Consider the following 17782-nt stretch of genomic DNA (forward strand, 5'->3'; position numbering starts at 1 on the left):
GCTATGTGAGCAGGTCATCACAACTGACGATGCTCCGTAGAGACCAGTATCGACATGAGCGGACGAAAGATGGGACGAAACCGGAGGGGAACTGCCTGAAGGATCGCATCTCGATCTCCGGTCTTTAGACCGAGTCGCAAGAACCGTACGAGAAGCACCAGGCCGGCTATTCCAACCATGCCAGTACCCATGCCGCGTAGCACGGGAGTATCGGCGACCCACATGGAACCAATCCAAAGTGATGCTGCGATGAGCGAAGCGAGGAAGAGCGGTGCGCCGGAAAAGAGCGAATCTCTCCGAGAAATCCTCAAATGTCGCGCCTCGTGGATCCATAGCATCGCGGTTCTGACCGTGATAGCACAGGCGCTCGCGAGAACCGCGCCCCACGCCCCTAACCAGGCAATTGACGCAAGGGCAATGGCGACCTTTACGGAAAGCGACCAGATCTCGATTTCAAGGATCAGACGGCCTCGGAGGCGGGCATAGATGAAGGCCGTGATTGGGCCCGCAATAAGCCCTAGCGCGGTGAAAATGCCCAACACCAGTACCATGCTCGCCGCCGCGGAGAACTCGCGTCCGTACAGCAGCGGCACCAAGGAGGAAAAGGCAGGGAGGAGGCCCGCAACAAACAGGCCGGCCACGATGGCGCTGCAGCGGAGCACCCGTAGAAACGCCGGTCGTAGCGCCTGCGGATCGACCTCGGCCAGTCCGGAGACCGCGGGGATAAGCGGACCGATGAACGACTGGGCCGGGGCGAAGATGTGGGCGGCGAGCCCGAACGCCAAGCCGAAGAGCCCGACGGAGACGGGGCTCGACAGCCATTGCAGAAGAAGTACCTCCGAGCGAGAGGTCACCAGAGTCCCCACGACGCTGGCCAGTCCGGTCGGTATGGCGAATCGCCAGAACTGCTTCGAGAGTCGAAAAGGGTTCCCTGGCGTGAGGACTGCGCTCCGATATGGCTGGCTGATGAAGAAGAAGAGGAGCGTAACGACGAGCGCCGAAGCGATTGTTCGACCCGCCCAGACCGCGTCGGCCGTACCGATGGTGAGAACGATGGCAACTACAGATGCCTGAGTGAAGAAACTGCCGATCAGTGCCGCCTGGGCGCCTTCGGCCGTTTTCTGCTCGATGTTCAGGGCGATCCCCAGCCCGCCCAGGACGGCGGGGAGCCACACACCGAAGACTAGGACGAGGACCAAGAAGGATGGCTCGAGTCGGACGAAGGCGAGGACGACGAGCGTGACGATAGGTGCACTCACAAGCAGACGCCATCCGGATCCCGCCCGGAGCAGTTTCCGCACCTCGTCCGTGCGTCCAGCCGTGTGCGCCTTCGCCCCAAACTGGAGCACGCTGGTCCCTACTCCGAGCGCCGCGATCGTTCCAGTGACGGTGATGAGCATCGTCAAGTAGGTGAGGCGTCCATAGTCGACCACACCAAGCACGCGGGCGAGAAGCAGGTTGACCAGGAACGCGACGGGCAGCGAGACGAAGGTGTGGATGGCTGTCCACGCAGCTCCACGGATCGCCCGCGATTGCAGGCCAGCCCGGTCGAGATCAGGGTGCTTGTCGGAGGTCACGAGCAGCTACGAACCTGGTCGACGCCATCGCGATAGTTGGGTGAGGAGCTTGTGGCCGTGCTTGTAGGCGGGGGCTACTGGTCCGAGCCGTCGCCGCCAACCTTCGACGAAGGAGCGATAACGATCAGCTTCGGCGATTGCGTCGTCTGCCTGGCGGGCAGCGCTCAGGTAAAGTTCGGCAGCCCTGTCGGGAAGTGCCTCGACGATGTGGCGCCGCGCGTTCTCCTTGCGCTCCACCCCTCGGTTTACCGAGTTTCGCGATCCCGGCCGGACCCGATAGAAGAAGCGTGCTCCTGGCTCCTGGACGAGGCGCCCTCCGGTGCGTCCGAGCAGGACTCCCCAAAAGTACCAGTCCTCGGAGCAGTCGTTGAAGGCACCGTACCCTCCTGCCAGCTCCCACTGGGACCGCCGGAACAACGTGTTCGCCACGACCCGGTTGCGGACCGCGATGTCCTGAAGCGTGACCGACGGCGGTGCAGGCATCAGGCCCGACCGTTCCCCCCTGAACTCCACGACCGGGTAGACGCCGACAACATCGGGTCCGGCGCCGCGAAGCCTACTGAGCAGCAACTCCACCATGTCTGGAGCCATGTAGTCGTCCGCGCCCAGAGGGAGTACATACGTCCCGGTCGCTGCCGCGATGCCGGTGTTGAAGGCAGCACCCGGGCCTGCGTTTTCCTGCTCCAGAAGCACTACCCCGTTGAGTGACCTCAGTGCCCGCAGGGTCGACTCTTCGTTCGATCCGTCGTTCACCACGATCACCTCGACATCCGCATGCGTCTGTCCGGCAGCGGAGTCGACGCACTGCCGCAGGTGTTCGGGAGCGTCGTTGTAGCAAGGGATGACGACCGACACGCGCTGTGAATCCATGGACCCTCCATCATTGGGCGCGGAAGTGCGTACACCCAGCCGCGCCCAGCGTACAGCTGGCAGTTACCGACGCGGCACAGCCCGCGCTACTGTTCGGCGGTGGCATCAGACTCTGGTCCGCAGGCGGACGCGGTCCACTGGGCAGCCCTAGACGGCCTCCGTGGCGTGGCGGTCGTCGCCGTGCTGCTCTATCACGCCTTCCCTCAGCTGGCCCCTAACGGATTCGCTGGCGTGGACGTCTTCTTCGTTCTTAGCGGATTTCTCATCACCTCACTGCTAGTGCGAGAGCGAGAACGCTACGGGCGGGTATCGCTTCCGAACTTCTACATGCGTCGCATCCTGAGGCTTTACCCTGCCCTCCTGCTCACGGTAGGTCTGGTCCTCGGGCTCCAAGCTGGTCGAGGCGAACTGCGCGAGGCGGTCCCTGGCGCCGTTGCTGCCGTGCTATACGTCTCGCACGTAACGATCGGTCTCGGCATCGACTCCGGTTTTCTCTCCCACACCTGGACGCTCTCGCTCGAGGAGCACTTTTACTTGTTCTGGCCAGTCGTGCTGCTTGGGTTGCTGGCAGGACGGCTAAGGCGCTCACTGGCTGTGATCGCACTGCTGATGCTGGGTCTGGCGATTCTGCCCGGCGTTCTGCCTGGCACCGTTGGGGCCATGTACTGGCGTGGACTACCCATGCTCGTCGGAAGCTGCATCGCTCTTGTGCTTCCCCGCCTCCCGCCCAGTACGGTTTGGTGGGGCAGGTCGGGTCTTGTCTCTCTGGCGGTCCTGACCGTCATCCTCATGACTCCCGTTGCAGTACCTGCGGTGCTCATGCGGGGACCGTTCGGGATCCCCACGATTCTGTCGGTCGTGGTGATCGTCGGGTTCGTCGTGGCAAGAAGGTCGCTTGGGGCCAGGTTCCTCTCTGTCGTCCCGCTCACCTGGCTGGGCGTCCGTGCCTACGGCCTGTACCTATACCACTTCCCTATCGTGCTCTCGCCCGTGGTCTCCAAACTGATGTCGGTGCTCGGTGTCGAGATGCTTTGGCTGGGGAACATGCTTCTGGCCCTCGGCATCACAGTCGTCTGTGCGGGCGCGTCCTACCGCTGGGTGGAGGCTCCGTTCCTGCGCTTGAAAGACAGGTTCCGCATCCGGGAATCACGTGACCCAGCGGCGGCGGCGTCGATCCGAAACTGACTTTCGCCGGAGCGCTAGGTCGTAGATCGTGCGCAGTCGCGGAGCCTGAGATCGTGCGGAGAAGCGCTCGTTGAAGCGTTGCGCGGCAGCGGTGGAAGCACTGTCCCACTGGTCTGCATCCTCGAGCAGCCGGAGCATGCTAGCGACGAAGGCGTCTACGTCCCCGGCGGGGCAGACCGTCCCAGCGTCATCCCCCACGAGGTCGGGGAGGGAGCGGTAGTCCGACACCACTGCCGGAATGCCCAGGGATAGTGCCTCCATCGCGCTGTACGGAACCCCCGTGTCGAAGTGAGAGGGGTAGACCAACACATCGACCTGGGGAAGCACGTCCTGCAACAGTTCCTCTCGACTCACTTCGCCCATCCACGTGATGCCGGCTGTGGGGGCGTCGGCAGGTGGAGGTGACCCTGCGACCAGCAGGCGCAGGTCGGGTATGGAGTCTCGCAGGCGGGCGAATGTTTCCAGTACCGTGTGGCCGCCCTTGGCATCGAAGTCGCGGGCTACAAATCCCAGGGTGGGTGTGTGGGCGGACCGGGGAGAGGCGGACCCGCCCGGCGGCGGGACCAAATAGTTGGGCTGGACAACGATGTCGGAGGGGTTCCAGCCTCGTGCGAGGAGCCAGCGCTGGAGGTAGGTGCTCGGGGCGACGAACAGGTTGGCCTGACCGAGGCGGCGGCCGCATAGGGTGGCGTTCCAGGCGGCCCCAATCAGGGTATCGACAGCGTCGGCGATACGCAGACGACGGTCTGACCAGCCCCACGCGTCGCCATAGACCCATCGGAGCGGTCCCCCCGCGCTGGCTAGCACTGGAGGTCGGGTACCGAGGAAGAGGTGGCTGAACACGTGGACGTGGACCAGGTCGAAGGCGTCATTCTGCACGCGGAACACACGCACTGGCTCCCGGTACGTCAGACCGGAGCGCCTCACCACGTGCTCGGCCTTGCGAGCTGCTGCAACGAGCAGTTGACCGACGCGCGCCAGGCCTTGGGTCGTGCTCACGGCCGACCTGGATCCCACTTCGACGAGGGTTCCGTCGTCCAGCGCTTGGTCGTAAGTGGTGTATTCGACGCCCGGAGGCGGCGACGCCAGGAGCTGACGCGTGTACGTCACGTCCCCCGACGGAGGGTCGCGGTCGGGAACCGGGGAGATCAGAAGCACTCGTGTCACGCTCACGGCTTGGATCCTCCTGCCTCGTGCCCAAGCAGGTGGGCGTTGTCGTCCCGGGACGTCAGTATATTGATGGCCTGGGGCGAAGCAGGTATTGGAGGCGTCGATGTCCGTAGGGCTGATAACGAACGTGTATGAGCGCACCTATCGCGCAGTCCTCCAGCCCGGGTACGTGCAGGGTATCGTCGATTCGCAGCGGCGAACGCTGGATGAGGTCGTCGTCCTCGTCAACAACGTCGCCGACCAGGCGGACGCCAGAGAACGGGCCGAGGCCCTGGTGAGGTCGGGTGAGCTGAGCGGCTACGCCTTCGTCTCCGACCATCTCGAGGCTGCTCTGCGCGCGAAGCGCATCTCCCGTAGGTCTCTGGGGAAGCGTCCCTATCTCGTAGACTTCGGGCTGGTCATGCCACACGTTCTGAGGACACGCTGGCTCCTGGGCTGGGACGCGGAGACTCGACTAGTCGATCCGCAGAACTGGATCGATCCCGGACTAGAACTCCTACGCGCCGACTCACGCGTGTTGCACGTGTCGCTGAACAGGCCCCCTCGGACGTCGTTCGAGCCTGTCATCGAACGAGAGGCTGTGACCAGGGTCGGCGACTTCATCCTGACGCACGGCTTCAGCGACCACGTCTTCTTAATCGATCGTGAGCGCCTGATCCGGGCCCCCTTCAGGAGCCTCGCCCCTGCGGCGGTTGTGCGTCATGCTCCGCATCCCTACACCTTCGAATACCGGATGGAGAGTTACCAGCGTGCGGCACGTCTGTTCCGCGCCGTGAATCCAACGATCAAGTACGACACCAACACTGACCCACCGGGTGTCTTGCTGAGGACGGGCGGTCGGAGCTGGGACGACGTCCGTATCCAGGCACTCTGGCAGTTCGGCTGGACCGTGCTAGACCGGCTGCCGGAGGGGGCCGGACCACGGTTCAAACGCTATCCGCACGGTTGGCCGCGCAAGAATCACGGTGGCGAGCCCGCCACTTCAGCGCACTGAGCGCCATACCTGGGCATGAGCTCGTGCTGACCGGTCCCAGGTGAATTGCGCGGCGCGCACACGAGCAAGGAACGTCAACCGCACGATCTCGTCGCTGCCGGAAGTGACGTGCTCGAGTCCTGCAGCCAGAGCCTCCGGGGTGGGCGAGACCAATGTGCCGGTCTCACCGACCACCTCGGGCAGGGAACTTCGATTGCTGCAGAGCAGAGGCGTGCCCGCCGCCATAGCCTCCAGCGCGGGAAGCCCGAAGCCCTCATACAGCGAGGGGACGACCACCGCGTCCGCGCTGGCGATGAGGCCGGGCATCAGTTCGTCGGCCAGACGCCCGAGATGGACCAATTGCGGTAAGCCGAAGAAGAGTTTCGAGCGCGTCGGGGTGGTCGGACCCGCGAGCGCGAGCGACCATTCGGGCCGGACTCCCGCAATCCGGCGCCACGCGTCAGCGAGACTGGGTAGGTTCTTGCGCGCAGCCGACCCCCCGGCGTACAGGACGAAGGGCTTACGGAGCCCGAGCGCGTTGAGAGTCTCGACGTCAAGTGGCTGTGCATCGAAGTAGTCCTCGTCGACACCGTTCGGGATGACGACTGGATCCTTAAGTCCGAGCAGCTCCGTCGCCTCATCGGCGGTGAACTGGGAGACGCAGATGACCGCGTCGGCAGCGCGAAGCTCGTGGGCGGCGGCCTTGACCGGCGCGGACTCGTCAGAGAACTTCCACGAAACCACGTCATGCAGCGTCACGACGTCCGGCCCTGGTGGGGGTGGGAGGAGGAGATCCATTCGATGAACCAAGGACCTGCGCTTGTAGATGAGCCCTCCCAAGATGCGACGCTCCAACCGGGTGGCCTTGAAGAGGCGACCCGTCGGGATGCGCCTGTCTCCTGGGAGGGGAGAACGCAGGGATCGTGACACCACTCGTTGGACTTGCCACTGCTCGCCCTCCGCAGCCAGAGCGGCGTGTGCACGGGAGGTGATCTCCGTCTCGTACTTCTGGGCCCCCATCGGTGTGGACGTCGCGGTCGTTGCGATCACCAAGTGCTTCACGCCACCCCTATCGTTGGATCCGGCAGTGATCAGCACGGTACCCGGGGACGGGCACCGACTATCCTGCTACCCGTGGGTGCTCACACGACGGTAGGCGCTGAAGCGAGATCTGTGGCCCTGATTCCGAGCTCATACCATCCTCATTTCGGCGGAGTGGAGGAACATACCCGGCACGTCGCCCGCGGGCTGCAGGAGCGAGGCGTTCGTGTGGAGATCTGGACCCCAGACCGCGGAGAACGTCTCGGCATGCAGGAGGTCGACGGCATCCGTGTGCGTTACCTGCCGACGCCTCTGCCGGCGCGCAAGCTGTCGTCTCTCTCGTCCTTGGTGGTGCAGGCGCCTGCGACGGGAACCGCGTGGTTCGAGGCGTGGCGAGCGTTTCGACCCGACCTTCTACATGTCCAGTGCTTCGGCCCGAACGGGACCTATGCCCTCGGTCTTGCGCTGCTCAGCCGACGATCATTGGTCCTGAGTAGCCACGGCGAGACGTTCATGGACGACCACGACATCTTTGAGCGCTCGGCGTTGCAACGCCGAGCCCTTGCGATGGCGTGTGGCCGGGCGGAGGTGGTGACGGGATGCTCGACGATGGTTGCTCAGGACCTCCAGCAGCGGTTCGGTGCCGGCGAGGTGCAGGTCGTGCCGAACGGGGTGGTCCTAGACCCGGTGGCTTCAAGTCGTCCAGCCACGCAGGAAGAGCAGGTCGTGCTGGCGGCTGGACGCGTGGTGGAGAAGAAAGGGTTCGACCTACTCATCCGTGCAGCCCAGGCGTTCCCTCCCCACGCTCGCGTGCAGATCGTGGGTGAGGGCCCGGGGCAAAAGGGTCTTGAGAAACTTGCGACAGAGCTTGGGATCAGAAGCAGGATCGACTTCCTCGGTCGCAAGGACGCGGGCGAGGTGCAACGGCTGATGGCCAAGGCTGATGTCGTCGTTGTGCCGAGCCGCGTAGAGGCGTTCGGCATCGTTGTTCTGGAGGCGTGGGCGTCAGGCACACCGCTGGTCGCCACGACCCGGGGTGGCCCAGCGGATCTGGTCACCGACGGAGTTGATGGCCGTCTTGTCGATCCTGAGGACACCACGGCTCTGGCTAGAGCTGTTGTCCAACTTTTGAGTGATCGCGAGAAATCGCGGCGGATGGCGACGCGCGGGCTAGAGACCGTGAGGAGATTCACCTGGGACCGGGTCGTCGACGCCTACATGCAGATCTACGGGTCTGTGCAGTCCGGTCGCTAGGCTTCCAGCATGCGACTTCTCGTGACTGGTGGGGCCGGTTTCATCGGTTCCAACTTTGTCCACTTTCTGCTCGAGCACACCGACGTTCGCGTGGCCGTGCTGGACAAGCTGACGTATGCGGCGTCGCGTGAGGCGTTGGAAGGTCTGCCGTGCGACCGTGTCGAGCTGGTGGTCGGGGATGTCACGGATGTGGAGCTGGTGGATCGTCTCGTCGGTCGTCTGACCGATGACGGTGACGCGGTGGTCCACTTCGCGGCGGAGTCCCACAACGACAACTCCCTCCGCGACCCCAGCCCTTTCGTGCACACCAACATCGTGGGGACGTTCACGCTGCTGGAGGCGGTGCGAAGGCACGGGGTGCGCCTGCACCACGTGTCGACCGACGAGGTCTACGGCGACCTCGAGTTGGACGACCCTGAGCGGTTCACGGAGTCCACTGCCTACGCGCCCTCCTCACCGTACTCGGCCAGCAAGGCGGGGGCGGACCACCTGGTGCGGGCGTGGGTGCGCTCGTTCGGGGTGCGGGCGACGCTGTCGAACTGCTCCAACAACTACGGGCCCTGGCAGCACGTGGAGAAGTTCATCCCCCGTCAGATCACGAATCTCTTGGACGGGGGCCGGGTCAGGCTCTACGGCAGCGGCGCGAACGTGCGGGACTGGATCCACGTGGACGACCACTCCTCGGCGGTGTGGACGATCCTCAACCACGGCCGGGTGGGTGAGACCTACCTCGTCGGTGCCGACGGGGAGAAGGCCAACCTGGAGGTGGTGCGCCTGATCCTGGAACTGATGGATCGTAACCCGGACGACTTCGACCACGTCACCGACCGGCCCGGGCACGACCTGCGGTACGCGATCGACCCGACCAAGCTGCGGACCGAGCTGGGCTGGGAGCCACGGTTCACCTCCTTCGAAGAAGGCCTGGTACGCACGATCGATTGGTATGCAGCGCACCGGGACTGGTGGGGCCCGAAGAAGGCTGCGGTCGAGGCCGGCTACGCGGCGAAGGGTCAGTGAGCGTGACCGCCGAGGTGCGCGTGCGCCATACCCCGATCCCCGGGCTGCTCAGCGTGGACCTGCCTGTCCATGCCGATGCGCGGGGCTGGTTCAAGGAGAACTGGCAGCGTGCCAAGATGACCGCTGCCGGGCTGCCGGACTTCGGGCCGGTGCAGCAGTCGGCGGCGCACAACGGTCGGGCGGGCGTGACGCGGGGGATCCACGCGGAGCCCTGGGACAAGCTTGTCTCCGTCGTGGCCGGGAAGGTGTTCGGGGCCTGGGTGGACCTGCGCGAGGGCCCGACGTTCGGGACCGTGCACACCCAGGAGCTGGACGAGCACGTCGCGGTCTTCGTCCCGCGCGGGGTCGGCAACTCCTACCAGACCCTGGTCCAGGACACGGTCTACTCCTACCTGGTCAACGAGCACTGGTCCCCGGACTCCGCGTACACCATGCTCAACCTCGCCGACGGGACCGCCGCGATCCCCTGGCCCATCCCCCTGGAGCAGGCGCAGGTCTCGGACAAGGACAAGAACCACCCGACCCTGGCCGACGTCACCCCCGTCCCGCCCCCGCGCACGCTGGTGCTCGGCGCCGGCGGCCAGCTCGGCAGGGCCCTCGTCGACGCGCTGCCCGGGGCGGAGGCGTTGGACCGGGACGGGCTGGACCTGGCCGATCCGGCCGCGGTCGCCGGCTTCGACTTCACCGGCGTCGGGACCGTCGTCAACGCCGCGGCCTACACCGCGGTCGACGCCGCGGAGACGCCCGAGGGGCGCCGCGCCGCGTGGGCGGCCAACGCCACCGGGGCCGCAGCACTGGCCAGGGCCGCGGTGAAGCACCGGTTCACCCTCGTGCACTACTCCAGCGACTACGTCTTCGACGGGACCCAGGAGGTCTACGGCGAGGACGACCCGATCGCGCCGCTGTCGGTCTACGGCGCGTCCAAGGCCGCCGGCGACCTGGCCGTGTCCGTGGTCCCACGGCACTACCTGGTCCGCACCTCCTGGGTCGTCGGGAAGGGCAAGAACTTCGTCACGACGATGGCCGGCCTCGCCGACCGCGGGGTGTCCCCGTCGGTGGTCGCCGACCAGGTCGGCCGGCTCACCTTCACCGACGACCTCGCCCGCGCCACCGTGCACCTGCTGACCACAGGCGCACCGTACGGGACCTACAACGTGACGAGCACAGGGAACGCCTCTTCGTGGGCCGACATCGCACGGCAGGTCTATGAGGCCCGAGACGCCGACCCCGCCTTGATAACGGAAACCATCACCGCCGAATACCTAGCGGACCAGGACGGACCGATCGCACGCAGACCGGCCCGTTCTGTGCTCCGGTTGGGCAAGATCGAGGCGGCAGGCCACGAGGTCGTCGACCAACGGAATGCGCTAACGAAATACTTGGAAGGTCTGGAGCCCTTTGGGTGGTAGTGAAGCGCGGGCCGGCCTGCCTGTGCTAATAACCGCCAGTCCGTGACCCTGGTGCAGGCGCGGGACGTTGCGAGGGGCTGGGGAAAAGCCTTCGACCCAGTTGGTGCGTGGGCAGCTCGACGTACCGATACATCAGGGCGGCGAACGCTGTGACCAGCAGAAACACCCCGGTGCCTCCGACCACGAGCTGGACTGGCCATCCTGGAAGCAGAGCGACGACCGGACCGAGGACTAGCAGAACAGGCTGGTGAAGGAGGTAGAAACTGTATGCGCGTTCACCGAAGCGTTCGGAAATTTCGACGGTCTGACCCGTTGGGCGAACTGCGCACATCAACAGGACCAGGCACGCACCGAGCCCGCCCCATGCCAGGTGGATGATGACCTCGTTCAGCTGGATCGTCGACGCCAACGTTGCGGCAGCGCCGAAAACGAGCATGCCGAGCGCCCAGTGCCGCGTGTTCAGAGGCTGGGAGCTCACCAGTCGAGTCGCACACCACATGCCAGCGACGAATTGCAACAACCTCGAGGGGAGTGCGTGGATGCCGCCCAGCCCGAACCCAACTGGCCCGCTGACTCCCAGGCTCTGCGACCACGTCCAGACGGTGGCCAGTGCAACGCTCCCGACGAGGAGCGGTGTCATCCCCCAGCGCCGCCAAATCGCCACCAGCACCGGGAATACTAGGTAGAGGTGCAGCTCAAGAGAGATGCTCCACAGCGACCCGTTGATTGACCCGAGGGTGCCGGGAAACCAGGTTTGAATACCGAGGATATGAAGGACGAGCTCGGGGAGAGTCGCCTGTCGGGCGACCACGAGATCCCAGGTGCGTGGTCCCATCGCGAGGACCGCAGCGATGGCGAGCGCCAAGTAATAGGCGGGCAGGATGCGCATCGCGCGCCGGCCGTAGAACTGCTTCGAGTCGAGGTGTCCCATCGCTCGCACGACGGGGAGGAACAGCACGAAGCCGGAGATCACGATGAAGATGTCCACCCCATGTGCGCCGAGAGCCATCAGCTGTGGCATCTTCCACGGGAGGCTCATGAACGTCCAGTACCCGGCGATGTGGCACACAAGAACAGCCACGGCAGACAGGCCCCGCAGCGTGTCGATGCCCGTGAGTCGACCCGGCGGTGGTGAGGGGGATGTCACGGTGCCTCCCAAAAATTAGGTTCCCCAGCCTGCGCGGGCAGTGTATAGCGATGGTTGCGGTGCCCGCATACCCTGAGTCTCATGCGCGGCATCATCCTGGCAGGCGGCACGGGCTCACGGCTGCACCCGATCACCCTCGGCGTGAGCAAGCAGCTGGTCCCGGTCTACGACAAGCCGATGATCTACTACCCGCTGTCCACCCTCATGCTGGCCGGGATCCGGGACGTGCTGGTCATCACCACCCCGCACGAGGCGGACCAGTTCGCCCGGCTGCTGGGCGACGGGTCGCAGTTCGGCATCACCATCACCTACGCCCAGCAGCCCTCGCCCGACGGGCTGGCGCAGGCGTTCCTGCTCGGCGCGGACCACATCGGCGGCGACACCTCCTGCCTGGTCCTGGGCGACAACATCTTCTACGGACCGGGCATGGGCACCCAGCTGCGCCGCTTCCAGGACCTGGTCGGGGCGGCCGTCTTCGGCTACCGGGTCGCCGACCCGAGCGCCTACGGCGTCGTGGAGTTCGACGAGGACGGCCGTGCCGTCTCCCTGGAGGAGAAGCCCGCCCGCCCACGGAGCTCGTATGCGGTGCCCGGTCTCTACTTCTACGACGACCGGGTCGTCGACTACGTCCGCGAGCTGAAACCGTCGCCGCGCGGCGAGCTGGAGATCACCGACCTCAACCGCCGCTACCTCGACGACGGCGAGCTGCAGGTCGAAGTCCTGCCGCGCGGGACCGCCTGGCTGGACACCGGCACCTTCGACTCGCTCAACGACGCCTCCAACTTCGTCCGCACCCTGGAGGCGCGGCAGGGACAGAAGATCGGCTGCCCCGAGGAGGTGGCCTGGCGGATGGGCTTCCTCACCGGCGAGGAGCTCCTCGAGCGCGCGGGACCGCTGCGCAAGTCCGGCTACGGTGAGTACCTGCTCGGGCTGCTCGACGCGGGCTGACCCAGGCCCGCGCGGATCCGCGCCCCGACCTCGACCCGCACCACCGCGAAGCGCGGGTGCGTCTGCAGCGTCCTCTTGACGAACGGCAGGCCGGCCTCGAGCAGCCCCTTCCACCCCTCCAGGGGCAGGTCTGCCTCAGGTGGCAGTCCGAGCTCTTCGTGCGTCCAGCCGACGTCGCGGGTGAGGCCACCCTCGTCGATCGTCCGCGTGAGGCCGAGCTCGTAGGTCAGCACCACCTCACGCTTGGAGCGGGCCGGCCCCACCCTGGCGAAGAAGTCGCGCAGCGCCGGGCCGCCCAGCACGCCCCGACGGAAGGCGAGGAGATAGCTCTGCAGGTGCTCGACGGGCCGCCGCCTGGCCGTCGCCGCCCAGACGTCCGCCTCCGTCGCCCCGATCTGCGCAGCAGCTCGTCCACGGGCGCGAGCGGGCCGACCAGCGAGTCGTTGGTGAGCACGACCAGGTCCTTGGCGGCCAGCTGCGGCCACGTCGCCAGCGCCCACGCCCAGGACCCGAAGTCGTAGGCGGTGTTGCCCCGGCGTGCGACGGCGACGCCCGGCGGGACCGGCCCGGGGCGCAGGGCCGCCCACGGGTCGCGCGCGCCGACCACGAGCACGCCGAGCCCGGCGTCGGCATACGCGCTGGCGGCACGCCGCGCGTCCTCCCGCAGCCGCGGGCCCCGTGCCCACTCGGCGAGCACGGCGACGCGGTCGCGTGCCAGCACCTCCTCGACGTCCCCGGCGACGACCCGCTCGCGCCCCGGCACCAGCCGGTTGGCCCGCGCGGTGAGGTCCCACCCGGCCTGCCGCAGCCTGGTGCGGGCCTCCCGCTCCCACTCCTGCACCCGGTCCGTCACCGTCGGCGCGCCGTCCTGCTGCGGCCGCTCGTGCGTGCCGCGCAGCGTCCAGGCCGTCGCCTCCGCCCACTTCGTCAGCTCGCCCGGATGCGCGGCCCACAGCCGCGCCAGCTGCCCGAGGTGGCTCACCTGCCCGCGCAGGAGGCGCGCCCGACCCGGGCGGGCCTCATACCCCAGGTCGATGCGGAACCGCTCGTCCACCACGCGCGGGTCGACCCGCACCCCGTTGACGATGTTGGACAGGTTGGTGCCGTGCAGCACCTGCGCCCACATCACCGGCGCCCTCACCTCCCGCAGCGGTGCCAGGCTGCGGGCGCGGGCGTGCTTGGCGGCGTAGACCGTCCGCGGCGGCCCCTCGTCCCGCCGCTCGACCAGCGAGAGGAACGGGCTGGACAGGACGTCGCTGCGGTAGACCGCCCCCGACCTGTCGATCTGCACACCGCGCGCGAAGTTGACGAACATCAGCTCCTGCCGCTCGAACTGCCCCTGCACCGCGGCCATGAGGTCGACCGCCATCGCGTCGTCGCTGTCGATCCGCGTGGTGATCAGGTATGCAGCGTCGCTCCGGTCGACGACCGGGCCGGCGAAGCTGTCCCGCCGGAACGGTTCGTGACTCCACAACGGCGTGAACGCACCCTCGGCGAGCTCCTCCACCTGCTCGCGGAAACCGTCCGGGCAGCGGTCGTCGAGCAGCACCAGCCACTCGAACGGCTGCGCCCCGCGCTGGGAGAGCACCGACGGCAGGCACGCGTCGAGGAAGAAGGCGAGCCGGTAGTAGAGCCAGTCCTCCTCGGCGGGTGGCTGCCCTGGGCACAGGACGGCGCTGAACCGGGTCAGCAGGAAGTGGTCGAACCCGCTGCTCGTGCATGTCTCGTCCACGGTGCCAATCTAGGACCGGGGCTGTGCTTCAGACACGTCTCCTTCGGGCATCACCGTCGCCGCCAGCACCCCACCCAGCTCGGTGCAGCCGGCCAGCGCCTCCTTGTCAGGGGTCCCCAACACCTCCAGCACGGGCGCGACCGGCTCCCAGCCCAGCGCCGAGGTGATGCTCCGCATCGCGCGCACGGCGCCCTCGAGCCCCTCGTTGCCGTGCACGTAGGCGGCGTAGGGCCGGCCGCGGGTCGCGTCGAGGCAGGGGTAGTAGACCTGGTCGAAGAAGTGCTTCATCGCCCCCGACAGGTAGCCGATGTTCGCCGGCGTCCCCAGCAGGTAGGCGTCCGCCTCCAGCACGTCCACCGGCCCGGCGACCAGCGCCGGGCGCAGGACGACCTCGACGCCCTCGATCTCGTCGTCGCGAGCACCGGACAGCGCCGCCTCGAGCATGGCCTGCATGCCCGGGGACGGCGTGTGGTGCACGACGAGGAGCCTCGTCATGCGGCGGCTCAGGCCTGGTCGCGCCAGTAGTCGTTCGCCGCCGCGATCGTCTGGAACTCGATCGCCACGACCTGCGCCGCGTGGGTGAGCGAGTCGGCGTTGTTGGCGTAGTCCGGGCGCAGCTTCTTGCGCGTGTCCGCGTCCGTCTGGATCGCGCCGACCGACTTGCGCGCCATCGCGATCGCCAGCTCGCGACCCTCCTGCGGGGTGGCGGTGATGAGGGTGTTGCCGGGGACGAGTTCCATGCTTCCTCCTGTGGTTGCGCCCACCGGAGACGGCGGGCGCTTCATCATCTTTACCATGGTGGGCCGGCCTGATAAAGCATCGATTTGGGCCTGACCAATGCTGCGGGTATCTTGACCTCGGGTGACGAGCGTCGAGGAAGTGGGTATGGAATTGGTCATCAAGGTGAAGTCACCAAGATGAAGGTGGCGATCGCGCACGATTATCTCACGCAGCGGGGAGGTGCGGAGCGCGTCGTGCTGGCGCTCAGCCGCGCCTTTCCCAAGGCGCCCATCTTCACCACCCTGTATGACAAGAAGGGCACCTTCCCCGAGTTCCGCGAGCGGACTGTGGTGGCCGGGCCCCTCAACCGCATCCCTGCGCTGCGGCAGAACCACCGCCGCGCGCTGCCGATGCTCGCCCCGGCCGCCGGCTCGACCCGCGTCGACGCCGACGTCACGATCGTCTCCAGCAGCGGCTGGGCGCACGGCTTCCGCACCTCGGGGCGTGCACTCGTCTACTGCCACAACCCGGCACGCTGGCTCTACCAGCCAGAGGAGTACCTCGGTGGCGCCGGTCCGGTGGCCCCCCGGCGCCTGGCGCTCGCCGCGCTCACCCCCGCCCTGCGGCGGTGGGACCGCGCGGCGGCCCTGCGCGCCGACCGCTACCTGGCCAACTCCGGCGTGGTCCGGGACAGGATCGCCGCGGCCTACGGGATCGACGCCGAGGTCGTGCCCCCGCCCCCGGGCATCGACACGACGGGCGAGCAGGCGGCCCCGGCGCAGATCTCCGGGTGGGAGGGCTACTGGCTCGTCGTCTCCCGGCTCATGGCCTACAAGAACGTCGGCGCCGCCGTGGAGGCCTTCCGCGACCGCCCGGACGACCGGCTCGTGGTCGTGGGCGACGGGCCCGAGCGGGCGCGTCTCCTCGCGGACCTGCCCCCCAACGTGCGGATCCTCTCCGGCATCAGCGACGCCGAGCTGCGCTGGACCTACGCCCATGCGCGGGGGCTGCTCGCCCCGAGCCGTGAGGACTTCGGCCTGACGCCGCTGGAGGCCAACGCCTGGGGCCTGCCGGTCGTCGCGCTGCACGAGGGCGGCTACCTGGACACCGTCGTCGACGGCCGCACCGGCGTGTTCTTCGAGCACCCTGTGTCCGGCGAGATCGCCGAGGCCGTGGACCGTGCGGAGTCCCGCGAGTGGTCGCCCGAGGTGCTGCGCGCACACGCGGACGGCTTCGGCGAGGCCGGGTTCGCCGCGCGCATCCGCCGCGAGGTCGAGGCGCTGCGCGACCAGGGCACCCCGCAGACTTAGGTCATGACCTCGATGCACGACCTTCCGGACGCGGTCTCCGTCGCCGGCGCCGTCCGGGCCGGCACGACGTCCGCGGCCGAGGTCGTGGACGCGCACCTGCGCCGGGCCGCCGGGTCCAACCCCCGGCTCAACGCCCTCACCGTCGTCTTCGGAGACCGCGCGCGGCGACGCGCGGACGAGGTGGACCGTGCCGTCGCGCAGGGCCGGGACCCCGGGCCGCTGGCCGGGGTGCCGGTCAGCGTCAAGGAGAACATCGACCTGACGTGGTCGGCGACCACGCAGGGGTGGCGCGGCGCCGCCGACGCCGTCCCGACCAGGGACGCCACGGTGGTCGAACGCGTCCTGGCCGCCGGCGCCGTCCCGGTCGGGCGGGGCAACATGTCGGACTTCGGGATGCGCTGGGACACCGACAACGACCTCTTCGGCCGGACCCTCAACCCGTTCGACGAGACTCGCACCGTCTTCGGCTCCAGCGGCGGCGACGCCGTCGCGGTCGCCACCGGCATGTCGACGCTCGGCCTGGGCAACGACTTCGGAGGGTCGGTCCGGCTGCCGGCGTCCGCGCTCGGGGTGTGCGGGCTGCGGCCCAGCCTGGGGCGCGTGCCCCGGTCGGCGGTGGCCGAGGACCCGGTCGCCCTGACGCTCCAGCAGTTCTCCGTCAACGGCTTCCTGGCCCGCAGCGTCCGCGACCTGCGGACCGCTCTCGCGGTCACCGAGGGCTGGGACGGGCGCGACCCGGTGTCCCTCGACCTGCCGCCGGTCGGCAGCTTCGACGGTCCGCGCCGGGCGGCGGTGGTGCGCGACCCGCTCGGCTGGGGCGTCGACGAGCAGGTCGGCGCCGCCGTCGACCGGGCGGCAAAGACATTGAGGGCGGCCGGCTGGGAGGTCGAGGAGTCCGAGCCGCCGCTGCTGGAGGAGGCGGCTGTCTTGTGGCGGCGCCTGGCCGTCACCGACGTGGCCTGGTCCCTCGACCCCGCGCGCCTGCCGGTCCCGCTGGGCCGCTCGGCCGCGCAGTTCCTGCGGGACAGCACAGCAGTCACCCGGCCCTACGAGAGCGCCGCCGACCTCGCCCAGGCGTGGGCCCGGCACCCCGTGGTCGCCGCGGCGTGGCGCAGCTTCCAGCACGAGACGCCGCTCGTCCTCGGCCCGGTCTTCACCGAGCGCGTCCCGCCCGTCGACTTCGACCTCGGCGGCCAGCAGGCGGCGGAGGACGCCTGGCGGCGGTTGCGCCTCGTCGTGGCAGCCAACTTCCTCGGCCTCCCGGCCGTCTCTGTCCCGATGGGCACCGATGCCGGCGGCATGCCGCTCTCCGTCCAGCTGATCGGGCCGCTCCAGGGCGAGGCCGCCGTGCTCGCCGCCGCCACCGCCCTCTGACGACCGGGAGCGTGCTCTGCACCCGTCCCCTGCGACCGGGAGCGCACTCTGCACC

At 67.9% G+C, this 17782-nt stretch carries 17 protein-coding genes; 8 read left to right on the forward strand and 9 right to left on the reverse strand.

The annotated features are described in order from the left end of the window. Window positions 1-17: 17 nt before the first annotated feature. Together DV701_RS12855 and DV701_RS12860 are read right to left on the reverse strand one after the other, a co-directional pair. The gene (locus DV701_RS12855; protein ID WP_162803016.1) at window positions 18-1577 is read right to left on the reverse strand and encodes a lipopolysaccharide biosynthesis protein; all 1560 of its coding nucleotides are present in this window, start codon (window positions 1575-1577) and stop codon (window positions 18-20) included. A 6-nt stretch (window positions 1578-1583) separates the two neighbouring features. Then, window positions 1584-2447, reverse strand: coding sequence for a glycosyltransferase family 2 protein (locus DV701_RS12860; RefSeq protein WP_114928793.1), 864 nt, complete (start codon window positions 2445-2447; stop codon window positions 1584-1586). A 99-nt stretch (window positions 2448-2546) separates the two neighbouring features. On the opposite strand from DV701_RS12860, the gene DV701_RS12865 reads away from it, so the two are divergent. Continuing rightward, window positions 2547-3632: an acyltransferase family protein gene (locus tag DV701_RS12865; RefSeq protein ID WP_162803017.1), complete on the forward strand. Its 1086-nt coding sequence runs from the start codon at window positions 2547-2549 to the stop codon at window positions 3630-3632. On the opposite strand, the gene DV701_RS12870 is transcribed toward DV701_RS12865, so the two are convergent. Continuing rightward, the gene (locus tag DV701_RS12870; RefSeq protein WP_162803018.1) at window positions 3594-4805 is read right to left on the reverse strand and encodes a glycosyltransferase family 4 protein; all 1212 of its coding nucleotides are present in this window, start codon (window positions 4803-4805) and stop codon (window positions 3594-3596) included. The two genes, DV701_RS12865 and DV701_RS12870, sit on opposite strands and share 39 nt — an antisense overlap. A gap of 100 nt (window positions 4806-4905) precedes the next feature. Between DV701_RS12870 and DV701_RS12875 the strand changes: the two genes are divergently transcribed. Next, a complete protein-coding gene (locus DV701_RS12875) occupies window positions 4906-5796 on the forward strand; it encodes a hypothetical protein (protein WP_162803019.1) in 891 nt (296 codons plus the stop codon). Here the strand turns inward: DV701_RS12875 and DV701_RS12880 are convergent. Continuing rightward, window positions 5785-6795, reverse strand: coding sequence for a glycosyltransferase family 4 protein (locus DV701_RS12880; protein WP_228255359.1), 1011 nt, complete (start codon window positions 6793-6795; stop codon window positions 5785-5787). The two genes, DV701_RS12875 and DV701_RS12880, sit on opposite strands and share 12 nt — an antisense overlap. Window positions 6796-6990: 195 nt before the next feature. Here DV701_RS12880 and DV701_RS18295 point away from each other — a divergent pair, with 195 nt between their 5' ends. From DV701_RS18295 to DV701_RS12895, 3 genes are read left to right on the forward strand one after another with little or no spacing between them, the layout of a single operon-like run. Then, window positions 6991-8070 (forward strand): glycosyltransferase family 4 protein, encoded by a 1080-nt coding sequence (locus DV701_RS18295; RefSeq protein WP_228255362.1) that lies wholly within the window; start codon window positions 6991-6993, stop codon window positions 8068-8070. A 9-nt stretch (window positions 8071-8079) separates the two neighbouring features. Continuing rightward, complete coding sequence (gene rfbB / locus DV701_RS12890; RefSeq protein ID WP_114928803.1) at window positions 8080-9087, forward strand: dTDP-glucose 4,6-dehydratase; 1008 nt, start codon at window positions 8080-8082, stop codon at window positions 9085-9087. A 2-nt stretch (window positions 9088-9089) separates the two neighbouring features. Next, a complete protein-coding gene (locus DV701_RS12895) occupies window positions 9090-10496 on the forward strand; it encodes a sugar nucleotide-binding protein (RefSeq protein WP_407669319.1) in 1407 nt (468 codons plus the stop codon). A 25-nt stretch (window positions 10497-10521) separates the two neighbouring features. Here the strand turns inward: DV701_RS12895 and DV701_RS12900 are convergent, their stop codons facing one another. Further along, complete coding sequence (locus DV701_RS12900) at window positions 10522-11643, reverse strand: acyltransferase family protein (protein ID WP_162803021.1); 1122 nt, start codon at window positions 11641-11643, stop codon at window positions 10522-10524. Window positions 11644-11724: 81 nt separating this feature from the next. On the opposite strand from DV701_RS12900, the gene rfbA reads away from it, so the two are divergent. Continuing rightward, window positions 11725-12591 carry a glucose-1-phosphate thymidylyltransferase RfbA gene (rfbA, locus tag DV701_RS12905; protein ID WP_114928809.1) on the forward strand — a complete coding sequence of 289 codons (867 nt, stop codon included), beginning with the start codon at window positions 11725-11727 and terminating at the stop codon, window positions 12589-12591. Here rfbA and DV701_RS12910 read toward each other — a convergent pair. Genes DV701_RS12910 through DV701_RS12925 form a run of 4 tightly spaced genes read right to left on the reverse strand, consistent with a single transcriptional unit; the run spans window position 12552 to window position 15063 of the window. After that, entirely contained in the window at window positions 12552-12893 is a 342-nt protein-coding gene (locus DV701_RS12910; RefSeq protein ID WP_114928811.1) for a hypothetical protein, read from the reverse strand. The two genes, rfbA and DV701_RS12910, sit on opposite strands and share 40 nt — an antisense overlap. Continuing rightward, a complete protein-coding gene (locus tag DV701_RS12915) occupies window positions 12818-14323 on the reverse strand; it encodes a glycosyltransferase (protein WP_114928813.1) in 1506 nt (501 codons plus the stop codon). The genes DV701_RS12910 and DV701_RS12915 overlap by 76 nt, the downstream gene beginning before the upstream one ends. A gap of 9 nt (window positions 14324-14332) precedes the next feature. After that, window positions 14333-14818, reverse strand: a complete 486-nt coding sequence (locus tag DV701_RS12920) for a flavodoxin family protein (protein ID WP_114928815.1) — start codon at window positions 14816-14818, stop codon at window positions 14333-14335. Window positions 14819-14826: 8 nt separating this feature from the next. Next, on the reverse strand, window positions 14827-15063 hold the full coding sequence (locus tag DV701_RS12925) for a hexameric tyrosine-coordinated heme protein (protein WP_114928817.1): 237 nt from the start codon (window positions 15061-15063) through the stop codon (window positions 14827-14829). Window positions 15064-15240: 177 nt separating this feature from the next. Here DV701_RS12925 and DV701_RS12930 point away from each other — a divergent pair, with 177 nt between their 5' ends. Both DV701_RS12930 and DV701_RS12935 read left to right on the forward strand, forming a co-directional pair. Beyond that, window positions 15241-16353, forward strand: a complete 1113-nt coding sequence (locus DV701_RS12930; protein WP_114928818.1) for a glycosyltransferase — start codon at window positions 15241-15243, stop codon at window positions 16351-16353. Between the two features lie 3 nt (window positions 16354-16356). Next, on the forward strand, window positions 16357-17727 hold the full coding sequence (locus DV701_RS12935; RefSeq protein WP_114928819.1) for an amidase: 1371 nt from the start codon (window positions 16357-16359) through the stop codon (window positions 17725-17727). Window positions 17728-17782 lie beyond the last annotated feature (55 nt).

This window comes from Ornithinimicrobium avium (genome assembly GCF_003351765.1).
Lineage (GTDB): Bacteria > Actinomycetota > Actinomycetes > Actinomycetales > Dermatophilaceae > Ornithinicoccus > Ornithinicoccus avius.